The organism is Pseudoalteromonas sp. MMG024, from assembly GCF_021654175.1.
Lineage (GTDB): Bacteria > Pseudomonadota > Gammaproteobacteria > Enterobacterales > Alteromonadaceae > Pseudoalteromonas.
This window is the reverse complement of sequence record NZ_JAKFZO010000003.1, coordinates 248,503-268,436: the sequence shown is the minus strand read 5'-3', so window position 1 is coordinate 268,436 and position 19,934 is coordinate 248,503. Positions and strand designations below refer to the sequence as shown.

General features: G+C 40.9%; 16 protein-coding genes and 1 riboswitch. Of the genes, 12 read left to right on the top strand and 4 right to left on the bottom strand.

The window, feature by feature from the left end:
- Window positions 1-181, bottom strand: a 181-nt coding sequence (locus L1068_RS04615; protein WP_237129296.1) for a hypothetical protein, incomplete at its 3' end; no start/stop codon positions are given.
- Between the two features lie 324 nt (window positions 182-505).
- Between L1068_RS04615 and L1068_RS04610 the strand changes: the two genes are divergently transcribed.
- The 4 genes from L1068_RS04610 to L1068_RS04595 all read left to right on the top strand — a co-directional run bounded on the left by L1068_RS04610 (window position 506) and on the right by L1068_RS04595 (window position 6,714).
- Window positions 506-2,701, top strand: coding sequence for a TonB-dependent receptor (locus L1068_RS04610; protein ID WP_237129295.1), 2,196 nt, complete (start codon window positions 506-508; stop codon window positions 2,699-2,701).
- Between the two features lie 834 nt (window positions 2,702-3,535).
- On the top strand, window positions 3,536-5,392 hold the full coding sequence (locus tag L1068_RS04605) for a S8 family peptidase (RefSeq protein WP_237129294.1): 1,857 nt from the start codon (window positions 3,536-3,538) through the stop codon (window positions 5,390-5,392).
- Between the two features lie 190 nt (window positions 5,393-5,582).
- Entirely contained in the window at window positions 5,583-5,822 is a 240-nt protein-coding gene (locus tag L1068_RS04600; RefSeq protein ID WP_237129293.1) for a hypothetical protein, read from the top strand.
- Between the two features lie 97 nt (window positions 5,823-5,919).
- Window positions 5,920-6,714 carry a transporter substrate-binding domain-containing protein gene (locus tag L1068_RS04595; protein WP_237129292.1) on the top strand — a complete coding sequence of 265 codons (795 nt, stop codon included), beginning with the start codon at window positions 5,920-5,922 and terminating at the stop codon, window positions 6,712-6,714.
- Between the two features lie 65 nt (window positions 6,715-6,779).
- On the opposite strand, the gene L1068_RS04590 is transcribed toward L1068_RS04595, so the two are convergent.
- The gene (locus tag L1068_RS04590; protein ID WP_237129291.1) at window positions 6,780-7,907 is read right to left on the bottom strand and encodes an MBL fold metallo-hydrolase; all 1,128 of its coding nucleotides are present in this window, start codon (window positions 7,905-7,907) and stop codon (window positions 6,780-6,782) included.
- Window positions 7,908-8,028: 121 nt separating this feature from the next.
- Between L1068_RS04590 and L1068_RS04585 the strand changes: the two genes are divergently transcribed.
- The 3 genes from L1068_RS04585 to L1068_RS04575 all read left to right on the top strand — a co-directional run bounded on the left by L1068_RS04585 (window position 8,029) and on the right by L1068_RS04575 (window position 9,864).
- Window positions 8,029-8,628, top strand: coding sequence for a TetR/AcrR family transcriptional regulator (locus L1068_RS04585; protein WP_237129290.1), 600 nt, complete (start codon window positions 8,029-8,031; stop codon window positions 8,626-8,628).
- Between the two features lie 75 nt (window positions 8,629-8,703).
- Window positions 8,704-9,432, top strand: coding sequence for a hypothetical protein (locus tag L1068_RS04580; RefSeq protein WP_237129289.1), 729 nt, complete (start codon window positions 8,704-8,706; stop codon window positions 9,430-9,432).
- Window positions 9,433-9,558: 126 nt separating this feature from the next.
- Entirely contained in the window at window positions 9,559-9,864 is a 306-nt protein-coding gene (locus tag L1068_RS04575; protein WP_237129288.1) for a hypothetical protein, read from the top strand.
- A 164-nt stretch (window positions 9,865-10,028) separates the two neighbouring features.
- Here L1068_RS04575 and L1068_RS04570 read toward each other — a convergent pair whose 3' ends face one another.
- Both L1068_RS04570 and L1068_RS04565 read right to left on the bottom strand, forming a co-directional pair.
- Window positions 10,029-11,519, bottom strand: a complete 1,491-nt coding sequence (locus L1068_RS04570; RefSeq protein ID WP_237129287.1) for a dipeptidase — start codon at window positions 11,517-11,519, stop codon at window positions 10,029-10,031.
- A 78-nt stretch (window positions 11,520-11,597) separates the two neighbouring features.
- Window positions 11,598-12,317, bottom strand: coding sequence for a lipoate--protein ligase (locus tag L1068_RS04565; RefSeq protein WP_237129286.1), 720 nt, complete (start codon window positions 12,315-12,317; stop codon window positions 11,598-11,600).
- 132 nt (window positions 12,318-12,449) lie between these two features.
- Window positions 12,450-12,640, top strand: a riboswitch (cobalamin riboswitch).
- A gap of 185 nt (window positions 12,641-12,825) precedes the next feature.
- Here L1068_RS04565 and L1068_RS04560 point away from each other — a divergent pair.
- The 5 genes from L1068_RS04560 (at window position 12,826) to L1068_RS04540 (ending at window position 19,838) form a co-directional block, all read left to right on the top strand.
- On the top strand, window positions 12,826-13,452 hold the full coding sequence (locus L1068_RS04560; RefSeq protein WP_237129285.1) for a hypothetical protein: 627 nt from the start codon (window positions 12,826-12,828) through the stop codon (window positions 13,450-13,452).
- Window positions 13,442-14,809 (top strand): cobyrinate a,c-diamide synthase, encoded by a 1,368-nt coding sequence (locus L1068_RS04555; RefSeq protein ID WP_237129284.1) that lies wholly within the window; start codon window positions 13,442-13,444, stop codon window positions 14,807-14,809. Before L1068_RS04560 ends, L1068_RS04555 begins: the two co-directional genes overlap by 11 nt.
- A complete protein-coding gene (locus L1068_RS04550; RefSeq protein WP_237129283.1) occupies window positions 14,802-15,620 on the top strand; it encodes a cobalamin-binding protein in 819 nt (272 codons plus the stop codon). Before L1068_RS04555 ends, L1068_RS04550 begins: the two co-directional genes overlap by 8 nt.
- Before the next feature lie 112 nt (window positions 15,621-15,732).
- A complete protein-coding gene (astB, locus tag L1068_RS04545) occupies window positions 15,733-17,070 on the top strand; it encodes an N-succinylarginine dihydrolase (protein WP_237129282.1) in 1,338 nt (445 codons plus the stop codon).
- Between the two features lie 86 nt (window positions 17,071-17,156).
- Window positions 17,157-19,838 (top strand): DEAD/DEAH box helicase family protein, encoded by a 2,682-nt coding sequence (locus tag L1068_RS04540; protein WP_237129281.1) that lies wholly within the window; start codon window positions 17,157-17,159, stop codon window positions 19,836-19,838.
- The last annotated feature ends 96 nt before the right edge of the window (window positions 19,839-19,934 follow it).

Genomic DNA, 19,934 nt, shown 5'->3' with positions numbered 1-19,934 from the left:
TATTAAAGTGGGTGTCATCATAAAATTCGTGGGTGTCATCAACAGCGTTAGAAATTATATTGTCGCTTGCGACCATTTGGTTTGCATAGCGATGGCATAAACATGAAGCGGTTAGATTTGTTTTAAATTGATTGTTGTGGTGCCATTGAACTACGTTATTGCATAATCGTTTTGGCACCATTTGCTACACTAAAAAGCATCCGTTTTATAGATAACCAATCCTAATGGCGAGAAATAATCACGAAATTTATTTAACTTTTGCGATATTTTTATGAAATAAATGCTAATATTGCTTTTTGTGTATTAATCGTTTGGTAACGCAGCTGTTAACTGTTTGATTTACCAAGATTACATATTAATTCGATATTGCAAAATAATGATGTGGTTAAAATACAACCCCTTGTTGTTGCGCAAAATTGAAGCGAAACGATTATAAATTACCGGTTAACTGTCGTGCTAATCCATTATTAGCAATTACTCGGTATGAGCAAAAAGGCGCTACTTAATGACAACATCCAATTCTTTCTTGCGTTTTAGCAAGTTAAATTCAATCACCCTTTCTTTGATTGCAGCTTCAAGCTTTGCCACTGTGGCGAATGAAGCAAACGAAACGCAAGCAGCTAAAAAAGATATCGAAGCGATTACGGTAACAGCTACCAAGCGTTCGCAGGTTATTTATGAAGTGCCTATCGCGATGAGTGCGTTTAGTGGCGATAAACTGGCTGAACAAGGTATCTCTGAAATTACTGATGTAGGTAAATTTGTTCCTAACCTAAACATCACTGGTTTTTCAGCAGGTCATAACTCATCGGCTAACCCGTTTATTCGTGGTATTGGTTTACAAGATCACCTGATCACAACGGATCCTGGTGTAAGTGTTTATGTAGATGGTGTTTATTTAGGTCGCCAAGTAGGTCAAAACTGGAATCTAGCAAACATTGAGCGTATTGAGGTATTACGCGGCCCGCAGGGTACGCTTTATGGTCGTAACTCAATTGGCGGTGCGATTAACATCATTACCAAACAAGCAAACAGCGAGTCAGTGACTAAACTTTCGGCTGAAGTTGGTACGCGCGAACGTGTTAAAGGTGATGTATTTATTAACCGTGGTCTTACTGACAACTTAGCCTTTAATTTTAACGCAGGCTACAACCAACGTGGTGGCTTAGGTGAGTTTATTAATTTACCAGAAGCAAAATACGATGTGGGTGAAAACCGCGAGTTCCACGGACGTGTATCGGTTAAGTACGATGCAACCGATGATTTAAGCTTTGTGGTAACGGCTGACGCAAATGATGCAGAAGGCGGCCTTCGTCCATACACGACATTAATTGATGAAATGCCAAATGGCGCATATTACACAGGCATGCGTTTTGGCAGCCCAACACCAACGGGTCCATTACGTAACTCTGATGTAGCAGCAGACCCATACGACAACGCAACAGGCTCGATTGAAGTAACGGAAGTAACCAATAAAGCAAACGGCGTGTCGCTTACCACTAATTACGACATTTCAAACGACCTTGGTGCGAAATTTATTTTAAGCAAACGCTCGTCTGAATATAAAGCGGGCCTTGATGATGACAGTACAATTTATGCACTTGATCATTACCCAGAGCGCGGTGAAGCTGACCAAACATCTGTTGAGCTACAGCTAAATGGTTATTTAGGTCAGTTTGATTTTGTATCGGGCCTATATTGGTTTGAAGAAGAAGGAAGCAACCGTCAAGGTGCTGATTCACGCTTCAATGGCGGTGCAAACTTACTTGAGCTAGACCAAACAACAACAAGTAAAGCGGTATTTGTGAATGTTGGCTACGACATGACAGACGATTTACGTGTATCGGGCGGTTTGCGCTATACCCAAGATGAAAAAGAAGCAACGGCAAACGTAGGTATCGGTCCAACGTATGCGGAAGATGATTGGAGCCAAGTAAGCTACGATTTATCGGCTAATTACACCCTTGAAAATGGCTTAAATGTGTACGGTAGCATTCAAAGTGGTTACCAAGGTGGTCAGTTCCCAGCACGTCCTTACTGTTTATTCGGTGATGCAAGCTGCTTTGTTGCAACTGACAATATTACTGCGGTTAACTACGAAGTGGGTTTAAAAGGTCAAGTTACAAGTAACTTTAGCATGAGTGTTGCGTTATTTAACACTAACTACGACGACTTACCTTACCAAGTTAGCACGACATCGGAAGGTGGTTTTGATACGCGTAACTTAGTGGTTTCACAAACGTCACGCGGTATCGAATGGGAAGGTACAGCTTATATCACTGATAACTTTAGCATACACACTAGCTTAGGTTATATGGATGTTGATGTAGATGAACAAGACGGTGTGAAGCCTGTTGCACCACTTACACCCGATTTAACGGCGTCAATTAGCCCAAGCTATGAGTTTGCGCTGTCAGATGGGGCAATTATCAATACGCGTATTGATTACTCTTACCGCAGCGACATGTATGGTGAGCCGAGCTCAGATCCAAATCGTTTAACTGAAGTTGAAGCGCGCAGCCTAGTTAACTTTACCGTGGGTTACTCTCCGGCTAATGCAAACTGGCGCGTTGACCTTTATGGTCGTAATATTTTTGACGAACGTTACGATGATGCGCGTTTAAATACTGGTGATTACGTATTAGTAATTAAGAGTAATGACGCAAGCGAATTTGGTGTACGTTACTCAATGACATTCTAATTATTACGTGATTAACCTTTTGGCTAGGAATATTGATTGTGCTCACGCTGTAACGCAAATTCAGTAACAGCGCACTGTGAAAATTACTTCTTAGCCAAATTTGAGGTTACGTAAAAAGTAAAGATAAAAGGCGCTTAGGCGCCTTTTTTGTGTTGATACATCGGTAAATTCACGTAGCTACTTAATTTAGCTACGTTGTTTATATCAGCTGCGTTCGCTTTAGTAACATGCAAAAACACAGGCATGGAGTAGTCAAAAGTGATAGGGCCCACAGTTACCCACTTTTTGTGATTTGAATAAAACGTGAGTGAATATAGGGGTTATAGATTTAAGCTCATGTTTATGTGCTTGAGTATATAAACACGCATATGAAATGAAGACTTAGTGCGTTTACATTTTGTTTACATGTGAATTTTAATTGATTTGCAAAAAATGAGCGCTACATATCGCAAAATGAATGCGGTTTTCGACTTGATTAGTAGCGTAAGGCAAAATCGGGTTTTTAGTTAACCTTCCTACATCGTAAATTTATAAAGCAAAAGGTATTGTTTTTTAAGTTTTTTTACTCATTCTTTTTTATTATTTTGTTTTCTCGGTTACAAACTTTTACAAAGCATAAACTATTTAGAAATAATTACCATTTAGATTTTTATATCTAATATTTGTGATTAGTAATCTTATTTAAGTATAAATAATTCATCATCCAACACCCTTTTATCGGTACAAATGTTAATAAAATGAAAATGAAACTTTGATGTGTTTATTTTTTGAGCTAGGTTTTTTAGCAGTACTTAACCCCAAAGCAACAAAGCAACAAAGCAACAAGGAAACGTCATGTTTAAATATTCAAAAACAATGTTACTCATAGCAACGGTGTGTTCTGCTAATTTTGCCAATGCAAATAGCGATAAGTTGATTCAAGTAAATGCCAGTAAACAAGTACCAAACAAGTATGTTGTAGTATTTAACTCAGTACCAAAAAGTCTAGCGAGTGGCGGTATCGCTGAACAAGCTAAAGAAAATGTCGACAAAATTCGTGGCAAATATGGCGTTAATGCCAATAAATTGTTTGGTAATACCCTAAACGGCGCACAGTATACGCTGTCGAAAGGTCAGCTAAAACAGCTATTAAAAGAAGATCTCGTTCAATTTATCGAACCTGAGCAAATCATCTCGGTTGACCCAATCGTATCTAGCAATGCAAACCAATCAAATGCGATTTGGGGTTTAGATCGCATAGATCAGCGTGATTTACCATTGGATAGCAATTATTCATACAACTTTGATGGCTCAGGTGTCACTGCTTATGTAATTGACACCGGTGTTCGTAATACTCATAACGAATTTGGTAACCGTGCAAGCAGTGGTTGGGATTTTGTAGATAATGACTCGGATGCATCTGACTGTAATGGTCATGGTACGCACGTAGCTGGCACCATCGGTGGTCAAAGCTATGGTGTTGCTAAGAACGTTAACATTGTAGGTGTTCGCGTACTAGGCTGTAACGGTTCTGGCAGTACGTCGGGCGTTATTGATGGTATTAACTGGGTGAAAAACAACGCTAGCGGCCCGTCGGTTGCGAATATGAGCTTAGGTGGCGGGGCTTCATCGGCAATTGACCAAGCGGTTGAGGCGGCGGTGGCTTCGGGCGTAAGCTTTGTGGTTGCAGCGGGTAATGATAACAGCAATGCCTGTAACTATTCGCCTGCACGTGCAACAACGGCAATTACTGTTGGCTCGACTACGTCAAGTGATAGTCGTTCAAGTTTCTCAAACTATGGCACCTGCTTAGATATTTATGCGCCGGGTTCGAGTATCAAATCCGCTTGGTATAATTCAGACTCATCTGAAAATACCATCAGTGGTACATCAATGGCATCACCGCATGTTGCGGGTGTGGTGGCACTTTATCTTGATGAAGACAATAGCTTAACGCCAGCACAAATCGACAGTAAACTCTCAGCTGGTGCTAGCAAAAACAAAGTATCGGATGCTAAATCGGGTTCACCTAACGAGTTGTTATATGCGCTTGAAGGCACAGTCGACCCAGAGCCGCCTGTTGTGACAGAATTGATTAAAGATCAAGCCGTATCGGCTGCAGGTGCTGCGGGCAGTGAAACCAGCTATTTTGTTGACGTGCCAGCGGGACAATCGAGTTTATCTATTTCACTTTCGGGTGGTCAGGGCGATGCAGATCTCTATGTGAAACAAGGCTCAGCTGCCACCACAGGCAACTATGATTGTCGTCCTTATAAAAACGGCAATAACGAAAGTTGTGAGTTTAATACCCCAGCGGCTGGCAAATATTACGTGATGCTTCAAGGTTACTCTGCATATTCAGGCGCAAGTCTAGTCGCTACGTATAGTGCTGATGGTGGTTGTACGGATTGCTTAGATAACGGTGTACCGATGGCAAACTTATCGGGTGATGCCAACAGCCAAGTGTTCTTTAAAATTGAAGTGCCAGCAAACCAAACACTTACGGTAACCACAGCAGATGGTAGCGGCGATGTAGATCTGTACGTGAAAAAAGGTGCTCAACCGACGACAACCGATTATGAATGTCGTCCTTATCGTTGGGGCAATAATGAGTCATGTAGTTTAAGCAGTGGTGCAACGGGTGGCACCTACCACATCTTACTTAACGCTTACTCTGCTTACGCAGGTGTTACGCTAACAGCAAGTTATTAAACATTAAGTTCTCTGAAGTTAAGCCAGCGTTTTCGCTGGCTTTTTTATGAGCTGACGTTTCAGGTGACGACACTGTAGCTGGTTTTTGTTTATCGGAGTATATGAAATAAATAGTTGTTTATATTGTAATTAGCGTTATACCTTGCCAGTATAATTCTCTTCAAATTAACACGTTACTGTATGGATGCAGATGCCACCGCTTATTAAAAACGCAAAAGCGCCAACACTCGGCTGGGTGATTATCATTATGTTGCTCTTTCTCATTCCCACTATTTTATATATTGAAAGCGGTGCTATTCCTGCGGGGCGAAGCGGTGAGGCAATTTTACGAGAAGAGTCTCCGGTATCATTTTGGTTCCATATAATTGGTGCGAATACGATTTCGCTATTTATGCTTTATCTTTATATAAAAGCACGTAAAAAATCGTAGATTTAAATCATCTGAACTTGCCAATAAAGGCGATTAGGGTTACTGTTTTGTACCTACTTTGGTTTTTATGGTTCAGGCGTTTTAGCTTGATAGAAATGTGACCACTTCTTTAAAACTGATAGCGTGTATATTGATTGCCATGTGCTTGCTGGCTATGCCATGCCAAGCAAAAACTCTGAGCATTGCTATCGGCGAATATCCGCCTTATTCAACCCGTGCCAAAGGCGAGTTTAATTTTGTACCTGCGGTTATTCGCGCCGCATTTCAAACACAAGGTTATCGCGTAAAATTTAGTTATTTCCCGTGGGGACGCAGTTTTGTAGAAGTGCAAAAAGGTCATTTCGATGTGGCTGCCTATTGGTTTTGTACCGAGGAAAAACAACACGAGTTTTATTGCAGTGAACCTCTGTACACCGAAACTACCTACTTTTTTTACAACACCAATAAGCCGCTGGTGGATTGGCAACACATTGATGATTTGGCAGGCAAGTTAATTGGCGTTACAACCGGCTATAGCTATACAAAAGAATTATTAGCCGCGGGAAATGAATCAAAGCTCACACTCGATTGGGCGAATACCGATAAACAAAATTTAGCGCGATTAATAAAAGGGCGTATTGATGCTTTTCCAATGTCGCTTATTCCTGCTAACTACATGTTGAAAAGAGAGTTTTCTAAGCGTCAACGTAAGCGGCTAGCCTATCGCAAAAAACCGCTGCGCAGCGACACCACCCATTTACTGTTTAAAAAAGATCGCGAAGCGTCATCCGAGTATCTAAACGCATTTAATAAAGGCTTGACTGAAATAAAACGAAATGGGGTCTTTGAGAAGTTAGTCAGTCAATTGCCGTCAAACAGCAAACAATCAATCGACAAACAGGGTATAAATTAAACGCTATTTATCGCTGTTTGTTATTTAAGCGCGCAGTGCGCCCTTAAATAACAAAACATCATAGTTTAGTTCGTTGCAACGAGAGTCGTTGGCGTGCCAGATGGCATATAATCTCGCCACCATGCATGGTTATTGGCTGCTTGTCCGAGTTGCTGAATTTCCCCCACTATTGGCGTATTTAAACTAACAGCATGCTGTGTTGCTTGGGTTAAGATCCGCTCAAGTGGTTCGTACCATGCGTGAAACGCTAAATCGAATGTGCCATTGTGAATTGGCGTCATTATCTTGCCGTTTAAATCAAGGTGCGCCTGCAGACTTTGCTCTGGTGTCATGTGCACATCTGGCCAATCTTTATCGTAGGCACCGGTTTCAATAAAGGTCATATCAAACGGGCCATAGCGCTCGCCAATGTCTTTAAAGCCAGAGAAATAACCAGAATCACCGCTAAAATATAAGGTTTTAGCGTTAGCCGAAATTACCCAAGAACCCCATAAGCTTTTGTTGCCATCATTCAGAGCTCTGCCTGAAAAATGCTTAGTGGGCGTAAAGGCTATAAAACCGTGTGTCGTTGCTAACTCTTGCCACCAATCAAACTCTTTTACTTTTGTTGGGCTGATCCCCCATTTTGCTAAATCACCCGCAACACCCATCGGCACTAAAAATTGTTTAGTTTTATCTGCAAGCAGTTTCACACTGTGTTTATCGAGATGATCATAATGATTATGGGAAATTAGCACCTTATCGATAGGAGGAAGCGCTTCTATCGAAATGGGTGTTGGGTGAAAACGCTTTGGCCCCATAAATGTAAAGGGTGATGCGCGCTCTGCAAATACAGGGTCGAGTAGCCAAAGTTCACCATATACTTTAAGCAAAATAGATGAGTGACCAAGTTTTACAATATGGATCTCGTTATCGTCCAGCAATTCAAGCTGTTCGCGCGAAACGGTGTTCATCGGTAGTGACTGTTCTGGTATTGCATGGAGCTTTTTCTCCGTAAAGTAACGGACAAAAATACCGGCAACTTTGCGCAAACTATTTGGCGCCATGGTGTCGGCGTTATAGAACTTACCATTTTTGTATAGGCTTTGATTGGGCGCTTTTTTCGTGCCCTCAGTTGCTAAGTTATTGTTCACAGTGCAGGCTCCAATTAATAAAATAATGAGTAAAAGGCTTAACCACTTAATCGTTTTCATTGAGTTTCTCTAAAAATGTAAACTACACGGTGTAGTTTTTCATTAAATGATAAAAAAGTAAACTGTGTAGTACATTTTTTTAATTAAGTTTAAAATGAGCGAGACTGTTAATGAGAAAACTATGAAATTATCTGAGCAAAAACGCATTCATATTCTAGATGCTGCAGAGCAGCTGTTTTTTGAAAATGGGGTAGCGAATACCAGCATGGATGAAGTGGCTAAAAAGGCTGTGGTATCTAAACGTACGGTATACAACCATTTCGAAACAAAAGATGCGCTTTTTTACACCATTATTGAACGCATGATGGGGCAACTTAATAATATTCAAACAGTTATATTTGATGAAAATAAGTCGCTCAAAGCACAGCTTTTAACTATCGCAGAGTATGAAGTTTCGTTATTTCGTTCCGACAATTTTTTACGTGTTGCTAAAATCGCTTTCTTGCAAATGTTGCAAACGCCCGAATTTGCTAAACAACTGAGCGCCAATTCAATTGGCTGTATGACGTATTTAGAACAGTTTTTAACTGATGCAGTGTCAGCACATAAAATGCAGGTTGATGACAAAGAACTCGCGGCGAAGCAGTTTGTTTATCAGCTGAAATCTCATATCTTTTACCCACGCTTATACGGTTTCGATGTGCCCAGTGAACAACAAGAAGCCTATTTAATTGAACAAACCGTCGAACTGTTTTTAGCGCGCTATGGCTGTGGGCAATAATAAAAGTAGCTACTGCACAATTACAAAATTTATCTATACTTTCTTGATATTGGTTTAATAAACAAACTGGGTTTTATGCGTTTTATTGTTTATATAATCTGCCTTATCTCTTTGTTAGGTGCATTACCTACAAAAGCCGAACAAATCACTGTTGCAGCGGCGCATTGGCGCGAATTTTCAGAGCCAGGAGGTGAGGGTATTTACCTCGAATTGGTTAAGCAAACTTTAGCAGGCAAGCAGTTAAAATTTGATGTTGGCAGCTATGCACGCGCCAAGCGCCTGTTTAAAAATCACAAAGCGGATGTGTTAGTGGGAGTCTACAAAAATGATAAAACGTTGCTGGGGGACGTGACTTATCCTAAATATTATTTGGATATGGAATTCCCAATCATTGCTATCTACAACCCGCGCATAACAAAACTCCGCCACAGTGAAGACTTTAAAGATTTAACCGTTGCGTGGTTTGAAGAATACGCGTATAACCGTTACGTGCCAGGTCATGCGCAGAGCTATCGTTTTACTGATATTCATAAAGCGCTCATGTTACTGGAATCGGGTAAAGTGGATGTGGTAGTAGACCATATTTATAACCTTAGCGAGCGGCAAAAACTGATGTTTGAAACCCTTGAGTTGCAAGGAAAAACACCAATTTGGTTGGTTTTTCATGACAATGAACGGGGGCGCTTACTTAAAAATCAGTTTGAACTGGTGTTTGAACAACTTTATCACTCAAAGGCGTTAGCCGAGTTGTTTGGTGAGCATTATGAGCATGCTAATTTCCCGAGTCTATTTCTCAATAAATAACGCGAAAAGTAATCCAATTTAATGGCAACACCATATAATTAGGTTGAGATCGGATTAAGCAGTTAACTTACCATTTTTAACCCGAAATCATGTCTTTTACTAAAGGTTAACTAAGAGAAGTAATACGTGTCATTAGGTCGCCCTCGCAAGGAAAAAGCGCATCCGCAACAGCAGCAATATTTAAAAGCGGTGATCGCCGCGCTGCAAGCTGAGCCCGAGAAACTCAATATCATAAAGCAGAATATTGCGCATTATCAAAGCCAAGCATTTTTAAAACGTGGTTTTTTGCGCGCACTGGAACGAATGGAATGGCTTTTTGAAGCAAACCTAACAATTGATGAATTTTGCCAACAAATAATGGCAGATGATTACATTGGTAACCGCATAAGACGTTACCCATTAATCTTTAAAGGGGTATTAGATAAGGCGTAAATACGAGTGGTATTTGGGTATCAAGGTTATCCCCAGAAATGGTGTGTAAGTCTGTTTAAAAGTGCTACTTTTTAAATGCAATCAAGGTACTAAGGAACGTCATACTTTTGTCACAAAGCATAACGTTGCCTCATTATAAATTATGGTTGTTCTAAATTGGTCGTTTACATATTGCCAAGTTTCACCATCATGGCGGTATACATTTTTAAGTTAAGCGCCATTTGCTCTGGTGTTAAATACTCATGCTCAGAATGACCTGTGTATTTTTTGCCTGGCATAGACGGACCAAACGATACAGCGTTATCAAATAGCTTAGCATTAGTGCCTCCACCAATCGAAACAAAGCTTGCATCTTCATCGCCAGTAAAATGCTTAAAGATATCTAAAAGCGCTTGGGCGTGCGGTGCATCATCAAGCAGCATCGGCGTGCCAATATGAATTTCCACATTGTTTAACGTCACATTGTTGTTAGCTTGCCAATTGTTAAGCGCGGTATCAATCTGTGATTTTAATAGCGATTCTGTTTTACCAACTGGGCGACGTAAATTAACCGATAATTTAATGCCGTTCTCAGTACGTTTTAGGAGTGTTGGCGCGACAGTCATTTGCCCCATAAAATCGTGACGGTAGGCAATATCACCAAATTGTGCGCCGTATAAATCAAGGCCGATAAGTTGATTAATAAATTCAATGGCCTGCCCGTCGCTGTTATTCTCTAGATCAATACCTTTGAACACTTCTGCCAAGTGAGCGATGGCATTGTGTCCCGCTTCTGGCTCAGATGAGTGCGCTGATTCCCCTTTAACACTAACAACCACGCTATCGCCTTTTGTCGTAAGTGTTACTTGCACATCTTTCAGTGCATTTATGTTTTGCTTAAGTATGTTAAGCGCTTCTGCATCCGCATTATGCAGCACCACACTGGCATCTTCAGGTATTTGGCTAACAAATGCACCACCTTTTAATTCGCTAACATAAACACCGGTTTGTGGTGATGAACTTGAAAATGTCGGGGCGATTAAGCTCCAACCTTTTTCGGCAACAACCACAGGGTAAGATGCATCAATAGTTATTGCATACTTTGGCTGCTGGTAGGTTTTCATAAAGCGCTTTAGTGGTTCCCAGTCTGATTCTTCAGCAAGGTACACCATCAGTTCAATACGATTGTTTAGAGTAACATTATTATCTTTTAGCGCTTTCATGGCATAAAGTGCTGTTGAAATTGCGCCTTTGTCGTCTTCGGTACCACGGCCAATTAACTTACCTGGCTCTGAGGTGCTATCAAGTACAAATGGGCTTTGCCGCCATTTTGTTGGGTCTGCCGGTTGCACATCGCCATGGGTCACTATGGTTACTTTGTCTTGTTGCTCACCCATGCCAATTAATACGGTGTGCCCAAAATCTTGATAATCAAAACCAAGCTCCGCCACTTTAATTTTTAATAGCGATTTAAAGCCAATAAAGTCCGGATTTTGCGGTGTATCGATGTCTTTCTTATTAACGGTCGGAAACGACACCATATTGGCTAACGTATGTATTTGCGCATTTTGGTATTCTGCTACGGCGTATTGTGCCAACTCATCGGTAGATGGGCTAACAGATGCAAACGCATGGCTTGCAACTAATGCAGCACATGGAAGAAGAGCTAATTTCAAGGGAGCACTCCAAGGTAATTAAAGGTGAAATAAGTCCCAAGTGTAACACCGCTGAACACTAAAAAAAGGGTTTTACGATCAGCCCGATTTATGTTTTTGATGATTTATAAAACTGGTAAATAAGCGCTGAAATAATTCGTCGATATCGGGTCGCTCTTGGGTGTGTTCAAACAAGCTGGTATGCACATCGGCTATTGCACGATCATCTTGCTGATGATGTTCGTAACATAAATTTACAGGTGCAACTAAGGTTGGCACATTTACATTTACTAAAATGCAGGCCTGCGCCAGTACAATTTTACAACCGCCTTTTTTTAGTAATACACGCTGGGCTGTGCCGACGATTTTCTTACTTTTAATATTAAGATTGTAATCACCATCGCAATAGCTACCAGGGGTGGCGTGGGTTTCAACCTTAATATTAAACAGCTCAAAAAACGAAGATAAAATAGCGCAAAAGTCTTTGTATGCGTTTGGAATAGAGTAGGGAATATGTTCTTCTAACATATAGATATAAGATACATTAATTACCCCATCACATTGTGGCACAGGAGCGCCGCCAGTTTTGCGGGCGTATAGTTGCCAACCGGTTTTCTTTAGCTTTGTTTCGAGCGCTTCAGCTTTTTGCCACTTATTACCTGACGGTAAAACCAAAGTTGGCTTATCGCTTTGCCAAAGTAACAGTGCTTGGTCTAAATTGCCGTTTTGCAGTTGGTTAATTAATTCATTTTCTTTTTCAAAAACCGCTTCAACTGAGATGTGCTTGAAACGAAGTACTTTGGCTTTTACTTTTGACATTGCTAATTAAAGATTAACTTTTTGCTTAGCATACCGCAGTTTGTAATTTTTGGCAGTGCCTCGTTATATCAACAAACAAAAAGTTTTAATAAGAATAATGTCTTAGCTTGATTTAACAATGCTAGCTGACATATATTTGCGTTGTAATTAGGTGACTATTGTTTTTTTATAAACAATGTTTAAACGGGAATCCAGTTAAAATCTGGAACTGCCCCCGCAACGGTAACTGTGAGCGACAACCACCACTGTCTGGTTATGATGGGAAGGTGCTGTCAAAGCGATGATCAGGAGTCCGGAGACCGGCCTAGTTCACTCAAGTACTGCGGTGGGCGGTGAGCAACGAGAACACAATCGCTTTTATATCAATTACAGTAATTTGTGGCCGCGATAATGGATCATCTAATTACCTGAACCTGATATTGTTATTCCTTGCTTTAACAGGCAAAGGCGTGTGCCTTGTATCTTGTCATTTCCTATCGCATCAATTCTAGTATGCGGAAACATTATAATGACAGATCGTTCAAGTTTATTTACCCCAATCAAAGTGCAGCAATTCTCCTTGCTGATTTACGCGTTGTTAGCGCTATTGATGATAGCCACCCGCCCGTATCATTTTGCGTCTGCACTCCATTTACCAAGTGCCAGTACAGCAATTTTCTTTATTTTAGGTTTGCTGGCGTCCAAGCACCGTACTTTTGCCGTATTTGTAGTACTAAGTGTATCGATTGATTTAACCAGCAGCTATTATCGCGGTGATTTTGGCGATTGTATTACGCGTTCATACCCATTTATATTTGTTGGCTACTATGTGCTGTGGTGGGCGGGTCATAAAAGCTTGCAACTAAAGCTCGATGAAACAAAGTTTGCGGTTGCAGCAAAAACGGTAATGACACTGGTTAACTTATGGCTTGCAAGCTCAATTGCATTTTTAACCTCAAACGCGAGCTATTATTGGCTATCAGGTAAATTTAGCGATATGTCCTTAGGTACTTACTCAGAGCGTGTAGCACAGTATTACGCGCCATATGTTACGAGCCCGTTTGGCTACGTGGCGATTGCGTTGGCATTGTACCTTGCGTGTTATTACTTAAAACCACACACCAGCATTTTAAAAACAACTCATCATGGCCGTTAATTCACCGGTATTTTGCCCAGCACTTGTAATTAGTGCACCAAATTCGGGGGCGGGCAAAACCACATTAACCGCCGCCATGGCACGCTATTTTACTAATATGGGCAAAACGGTTCAGGTATTTAAAACTGGGCCCGATTTTATTGATCCCATGATTTTAGAAGCGGCATCAAACCGTCCTGTATATCAATTGGATCTGTGGATGGCGGGTGAAAGTGAATGTCAGCGCATGCTTTACCAAGCAGCTATCGTTGCAGACCTTATTTTGATTGAAGGCGTAATGGGGCTGTTTGATGGCACACCAAATACTGCCGATTTAAGTGACCTATTTGGTATTCCGATTTTGGCGGTGATTGATGGCTCAGCCATGGCGCAAAGTTTTGGTGCCTTGGTTCATGGCTTAGTAAATTATCAACCAAGCCTTAACTTTTACGGTGTGATAGCCAATAAGATCGCAGGTCAAGGACATGGCGAAATGGTTTTGCAATCAATAAACGAAAAGGCATTAACGCAAGACTATTTTTTACGAAATTCTCATATTAGTTTGCCTGAGCGCCAACTTGGCATTATGCAAGCAGGTGAGTTACAAAATATCGACGTGTATTTAGAACAAGCCGCACAGCAATTTGCTAACTCACACTTTAATCAACTACCCAAAGATGTGGTGTTTTGGCCCTCAAAAGAGGGAGATGATGCAAAGCAATACGCAGATTTTAAACGTGCTAAACCACTTAAAGGGCAACGTATTTTGGTTGCCAAAGATAATGCGTTTTCGTTTTTATATCGTGCCAATTTGGCGATGTTGGCAGATTTTGGCGCAGAGTTAAGCTACATTTCACCATTAAAGGATAAAACCTTGCCCAAGGGTGATGCGCTCTATATTCCAGGTGGGTATCCTGAGCTTTATGCTCGGCAATTAAGCCAAAATAATGCATTTAAACAAGCCGTAAAACAGTTTGCAAAAAGCAACAATCCGGTCTTAGCGGAGTGTGGCGGTATGCTCTACTTATTGGATGAATTAATAAGTGAAAACACACACTTCACTATGTGTGGCGTGTTAAATGGCAAAGCCACAATGAATAAAACCCTCTCTAGCATTGGTCAACAATATGTCGATTTAAGCGCTGTTTATCCAAATATTGCTTCACCTTGTGAAGTGCGAGGGCACAGCTTTCATTATTCTAGCGCCGAAATTAACCTCACCGCTTTAGCGTATTCACAGTTTTACCCGCGTCACACGCAAGCTGAGGCAATTTATGCGTGTGACAAAATACTTGCATCTTATATGCATTGGTATTTTCCTAGCAATATGGCCTTTTTTGTTGCGTTTTTTAATGGAGAAGTAACACGGGATGAGTGATTTCAAAACAGCAAAATGGCCTGAGCGCATAATTTGTTTAACGGAAGAAACCACAGAAGCGCTTTATTTAATGGGTGAGCAACACCGTATTGTTGGCATCTCTGCTTATACTGTGCGCCCCGAAAGAGCCAAACGTGAAAAGCCTAAAGTTTCGGCGTTTGTAAGCGCTCGTATCGATAAAATTATGTCGTTAGAGCCCGATTTAGTGTTGGCGTTTTCTGATCTTCAAGCTGACATTGTGCGTGATTTAATAAAACAAGGCGTCAATGTACACTGTTTTAATCACCGCAGTATTCAAGAGGTGTTGCAAATGATCCGAACGCTGTCGGCATTGATTGGCGAGCCACAAAAAGGCGAAAAACTAGTTAATCAATTGGTGGATAATCTAAACACGATTAAAGCAAGTGCAGCTCAGCTTACAGTAAAACCTAAGGTGTATTTTGAAGAATGGTTTGATCCACTTATTACTGGCATTACTTGGGTCAGTGAATTGGTAGAAATCGCCGGTGGCATTGATTGTTATAAGGAATTTGCCAGTGAAAGCCTTGCCAAAAACCGCATTATTAAAGACCCATGCGACGTAATCGAAAAAGCGCCGGATATTATTTTTGCAGCTTGGTGTGGTCGCCCTTTTGTGCCTGAGAAAATGTTATCGCGCGACGGCTGGCAAACCATTCCAGCAGTGATAAACAAACATGTTTATGAAATTAATTCGAGCGATATTCTGCAGCCAGGTCCGGCCGCGCTAACGGATGGCATAAATCAAATTCATCGTATTATTAAAAACTGGAGCACACAGCACTCAACTTAATTTATAGTATCTGGCATGTATTTAGCAACTTAGCTTTGTATTCATGTTTTTTCGGTTTTAAACACGAAAAACGCCTAATAATAGTGCAATGTTGCACTAAAAGGATGCAAAGATGACAGTGTACGAAGTGAATTTTGATGGGTTGGTTGGCCCAACCCATAACTACAGCGGCTTATCGTTTGGTAACGTCGCATCTAAAAATAACGCAAAGCAAATCGCCAATCCGAAAAAAGCTGCGCTGCAAGGTCTTGAAAAAATGCTGGCGATGACAAAGCTTGGCTTAAGGCAGGGCATTTTACCGCCGCAGGTTCGCCCAGATACTTACACACTGCGAAAGTTAGGTTTCTCAGGTAGCGATAAAGACGTAATTACAAAAGCAGCCAAACATGCGCCGCAGTTTTTAAAAGCCTGTTATTCGGCATCTTCAATGTGGTCGGCAAATGCGGCAACGGTATCGAACAGTTTGGATTGTGACGATGGCAAAGTACACTTTACGCCGGCTAATTTAAGCAACAAACTACACCGCGCCATTGAGGCTGAGCAAACAAGCCGTACGTTTAAAGCCATTTTTAATAATTCGCAGTATTTTACCCATCATGAGCCATTACCACATCATCCATTATTGGGCGATGAAGGTGCAGCAAATCACACCCGTTTAGCAAACTCGCACAGCGAAAAAGGGTTATCGTTATTTGTTTATGGTGAAGATGCGTTATCAGATATCAAACCAAAAATGTATCCTGCAAGGCAAACGTTAGCAGCCAGTGAAGCCGTTGCTCGCGCACATGGCTTATGTGAAAAGAATTGCTTATTTGTGCAGCAAAACCCAAATGTTATCGACCAAGGGGTATTTCATAATGATGTAATCGCAATTGGTAACGAAAATGTGCTGCTTTACCATGAAATGGCATTTTATCAATCCGCACGTGCAATTGATGCTATAAACACAAAATACCAAGGTGATAAACCACTACACTTAATTGAAGTAAGTCACGATTATGTGAGTGTTGAAGATGCAGTTTCAAGCTACATTTTTAACAGCCAGCTTATTACATTACCAAACGGCACTATGACCATTGTAGCCCCCACCGAATGCCAAAATAACGATAAAATTGCGACCTATCTTGCGACGCTTTGTGATGAAAATAATCCCATTTCTCAAGTGATTTATTTTGACTTGCAACAAAGCATGAAAAACGGCGGTGGGCCAGCGTGTTTGCGCCTTCGCGTGCCATTAAATGAGTCAGAATTAAGCGCTGTTGCTCCTGAATGTTTAATGGATGAAGAGAAATACCACACTTTAACAGCCTGGGTTGAAAAGCATTATCGAGATGCGATTGCAGAAGATGATTTAGCCGACCCAAGTTTACTGGTAGAAAGTCAAACAGCCCTTGACGAACTAAGCCAAATTTTAAAACTGGGTTCAATTTACCCGTTTCAAATGGACTGAGAATAATGAGCTAAGAATAGTGCTGTTGGCTTGAAGCGGATTTATGATTACTATACGGCTCTGTAATCATTAAAGTTATATAACGAATGGATTTCTCGCAGTTAAACTTTAAATATTCTTGGCGTCCGTATCAATCCCGAGTGCTTAACGCTGTTGATGAACATCTTGAAGATGACAAACTTCATATCGTTGCAGCGCCAGGGGCTGGAAAAACCACACTAGGTATTGAAGTATTTAAGCGATTAGCACAAAACGCACTAATTTTGTCTCCGACTCGTGTCATTCGCGATCAATGGATTGAACGTTTAGCTGATTTTGTAGACTGTGATAATCCATTTGAATTGGCTTGGGTCAGTAATGACTTGCATACTCCTAAAAGCTTTACATCAATTACCTACCAAGCATTACACGCTAAAATCTCTCAAAATGAAGACGCACAATATGAGTGTGATGAGCAGGAGAATGAGCCAACAACACTCGATTCTTGTGAAGTAAATGCGTTTATTTCAAGTTTGAAAAATGCAGAGATAAGCGTACTTATTTTAGATGAGGCACATCATTTACGACAGGAGTGGTGGAAAGTACTTACTGCAGTATGTGACGCACTGCCACAAATCACTCTGGTCTCTTTAACCGCTACTCCGCCTTATGATTCTGATGGTCATGAATGGGGAAAATACGAGCAATTGTGCGGTACTATCGACGAAGAAATATCAGTACCAGAGCTGGTCAAAGCAAATACCTTGTGTCCTCATCAAGATTACGTTTGGGCCGTTGATGCGTCCGCTAATGAGCGGTCAAAATTGCGTGAGTTTGATGCGCGCGTAAAACAGTTGTTTAAGCATTTATTGGCGAACGAGACATTTTTAGACATGTGTAAGCATCATACTTGGCTTACACAACTACAAGTCAGTACCCCTGATATTATTAAGTCTCCGCATGTGTTGATTGCAATTTTAGTGCTACTTAAACACACCAAACAAGCACTACCACAAAACGCGTTAGCGCTGCTTGATTTAACGTGTGAAGATGTTCCTAAGTTAACTCGGTCGTGGTGGCAAAAGTTAATAGAAGCAATGCTTTTTTCAAAAACATTTGCACAGAATGATGAACAAGAGCGTTTTATTACTGAGCTAAAAAAGCAGCTTAGAGCTTCTGAACTTCTGCACAAACGCGATTTAATGTTAGCGCATTCTAATCGGCTCGAACGTTCACTTTCACTCAGTTCAGCAAAAATTAAAGGGTGCCTTGATATTCATCGCATTGAATACAAGAAAAGACAGCAGCAGCTTAGGCAAGTGATCCTGACAGATTTTATTAGAGATGAGTCACTGTGCAATAATACTCAAATTGGTGAAACAACACTCGGGAGTTGGCCGGTATTTGAGACGCTCGCAAAGCATTCAAAAATTAAGGAAAATGTAGCGTTACTGACAGGACGTTTATCAATTGTTCATGAAAGTAAAGTAGCGTATTTCAAAAGTGATGATGCAAGTGAAAAGCTGGCATTTACACCTATCACTGGGCTTAATGGTTATGTAAAGGTAACCGGCTCTTTGAACGTACTTACTTCATTATTTACCAAGTTACTGTGTGATGGTGATCTTAAAACCTTGATTGGGACGCGGGCACTGCTTGGAGAAGGTTGGGATGCACCAGTAGTGAATTCTTTAGTGTTAGCGAGTTCGGTTGGTTCGTTTATGTTGACGAATCAAATGCGAGGACGGGCTATTCGCCTCGATAAGTCATCACCTCAAAAAGCAAGTAGTATCTGGCACTTGGTTGCGGTTGATAAAGAAAGCTATTACGGATTAATTGACTTTAACAACTTACAAAGACGTTTTTTAACGTTCGTTGGGTTAGCTGAAAACAGTAACGCAATAGAAAGCGGATTTGAGCGGCTTGATTCAAAATTAGCGTTTTATGTTAACACAACAAGTTCAATGAAGCTTGCGGTATATGCCAACAACAAGCAGATGATCAAACGCTTTAAAAATATTGAGCAGCTACCAGCCAAATGGCAACGTGCATTAACTATTGATAAAACAGGCCGTACCTTGCCATCCGTAGAAACCCAAGCAGTTACGCGGTTTAAAACAGTCCATTTAAAAAATACGTTTAAGTACTTAACGCAAGAGCTCTTGTTGGGAATGATGAGCGCCCTTGCAATGAGTCTGTCATTTATGAAATACCCGCAGTCAGTAACAGTAATGTTATGGTTTTTAGCAGGCGGATTTACGTATGGATTTGTTAAAAACTTACCTAAAACACTCAAAGCGTTGCGCATAATGCTTTTGCATTTACCTGTCGATGGGTCATTGAAGCAAATTGGTAACGCGGTGCTCGAAACATTAGCGAAAACAAATAAGCTTACAACCCCGCTCAGAATGCTTGATGTAAAAACATCACAAGGTTATGACGGAAGCTTAACAATTGCACTTACAGGCGGTACATTTTATGAATCGTCGTTATTTGCAGACTGCGTGGCTGAGGTACTCGCACCAATTGATAACCCACGTTATTTAGTTGTTAGGGAAGGTGAGTTCGCGGGGCTTGCACGAAAAGACTATCATGCGGTCCCAACGTGTATTGGGGTAAAAAAGCAATTTGCAGAGCGCTATGTGGTTGCATGGAATAAATACGTAGGATCAGCTGACTTGATTTATACACGTAACTTTGAGGGAAGAAAATCGTTACTTAAAGCTAAAATGCATGCGTTTTCGTCGGTGTTTGCCAACGATATGAGGCGTGTTGATAAATGGCATTAAGCAATACCTTATTAAAATTGTGTGAGTAGAGCATGTTGACTCTTAAGGTTTAAATTCAGTCTAAATCTAAACCAGTTACTGCAGAAATAGACAGTT